This is a genomic window from Furfurilactobacillus rossiae (assembly GCF_013394005.1).
GTDB classification, from domain to species: domain Bacteria; phylum Bacillota; class Bacilli; order Lactobacillales; family Lactobacillaceae; genus Furfurilactobacillus; species Furfurilactobacillus rossiae.
The window spans coordinates 1-1925 of the sequence record NZ_CP040583.1 but is presented as its reverse complement, the minus strand read 5'-3'; the positions used below and the strand labels follow the sequence as shown (position 1 = coordinate 1925).

General features: G+C 37.6%; 1 protein-coding gene. It reads right to left on the bottom strand.

Features of this window, described 5'->3' with window-relative positions; translation table 11 throughout:
• Positions 1-148: 148 nt before the first annotated feature.
• On the bottom strand, positions 149-1102 hold the full coding sequence (locus LROSL1_RS00105) for a protein rep (protein ID WP_178913282.1): 954 nt from the start codon (positions 1100-1102) through the stop codon (positions 149-151).
• Between the last annotated feature and the right edge of the window lie 823 nt (positions 1103-1925).

Genomic DNA, 1925 nt, shown 5'->3' with positions numbered 1-1925 from the left:
TCATTAAACGAAATGAAATGAGTTTAATGCGCACTTACACTCCAAATAAATTGGAGCAATGCTAAAACCTGTATCAGAAGTCAGCAAGCTGACAACAAAAAAGGGATATGCCAACGGATTTACCGTTGATCATATCCTGACATTCTCTTTACCAAATAAAATAATTTTGTTTATTAAAATCCCATTTTGCGACAACTTCTTCCGCAGCTTCCATTTGCTCTTTGGTGTAATCTTCATCGCCAACATGAACTAAATCACCATTCTCGACATCTTCTAATTGCAAATCTTGCTTAATCTGCTTAAAAAGACCCCCATAACTAATTTGGCGTGTCCCAGCTAAAGCATATTCCAAATCTTTGATAACAGCTAAATTCTGCTCATTATCAGCGGTCATATAATCAGCAGATTTTACCTCATACTTAGCGGTTTCTTCGGCACTGGCTTGTAAAGAATTAGAGCCTTGGCGCTTGTTAGGTTTCACGGCTTGCACATGCACCATGGGCTCGTAATCAACTTTCAGGGCTTTTTGCCATAATTTTGCCCATTCTGCTTGTGCTAAATAATTATTTGAATTCTTAAAATAACTTGATTTTACAAACAATAAAACATGTAAATGCTGATTATATGACCCATCTTGTTCATTAACGGTAATTTCCGTTGAACGTAAATAACCCAATAAATTTTTAGTCACTTTTTTATAGCGAGTTAGCTTATTAAAGGCTTTAGTCAAAGCTCTTAAAGACACTTTTAACTCCTCTGCTGAATGAGCGTTTTTAACAGTTAAAGTTAAAAACAAAAACCGTCCTTTAGGCTCTCTTGCAACTGCTTCCGCAATAATTTGTTTTAATTGGCTCGAATTTTTCATGCTCTTTCTCCAATTACACAATGGACACAATCGTTTATGACAAAACCACGTTTGATAAAGTTTTAAGTGCTCGCCAATCTTACGAAAACGCAAAACTTCACCACAACCCCGTACATCATGTGCCCGTTTAAATTCTAAGATTGCCAAATATTCGGCATAACGAACATTTTCAATCTTCCGTTCTCGCCAAGGTCTAACTTTGCCATTATCTGTAATATCTTCAAAAATTTCTGACATAAAAAGCTCCTCCCGCTTACCACGCGAAGGAGCTAACTATCATTTTTAATAAGGTTACAGCCTTGACATTAAAGGGTTTTCCCCTTAAACTATAACTACAAATTACGAATGATAATTAACTCACGTGCTCGGACGACCAAATCAGAGAACTTCACGTGGGTTTTTATTTTGTCTTTCTTTCAACCAATTTATAACCCTAATAATACACCAAAAGCCTATAAAATCAAGGAATGCAAGCCTAATCAAGCCTAATCAAGCTTAATTTTAAAAAACTAGTTGATGCTAATAGTATCAAGATAAGAAGAAAACGCCAAAAATTGGCGTTTTTAAACCCCAAAAAGCAGATCAGCAAAAACCGCTGAACTGCTTTTTTTAAACCGTGGCTTTCAGCCACACTGACCAGCTGAACCAGCTGGACCGTAACGCTTGCCGCCGCTGGGCTCGGGAAAACAAGGGCTTGTTTTCCAAGACGTCAGGCTTTTGGTATTGTCTAGTCTATCAACTCCTTAAAGCCTCCAAGAGGGGCTAATATCGCCTGTAAGGCTCAATAAGCCCCTCTAAGTCGATTTACCGTTGACAGACAGTTAGATAGCTCACTGTTAGCTAAAATCGCTTAGAACGCAAATGAGAGCCTTTAAAATTAACGTTCAAAAATAAAAAAGTTCGAAGGAGCTAGCGACTGAACTTATTTATTTTTGAATGTTCCAAACTGACGCAAGTCAGTTACGTTTGAGCAACGCGAAATCTTATGCAGGTTTTGATGGGTTTAGCACAACGTCATCAAAGATGACGTGTAAGTGCGCATTGAACTAATTTTTTAGCG

Excerpts from the sequence above, each read along its gene's own strand:
- LROSL1_RS00105 (WP_178913282.1), bottom strand. The coding sequence starts at position 1,102 with ATGTCAGAAATTTTTGAAGATATTACAGATAATGGCAAAGTTAGACCT.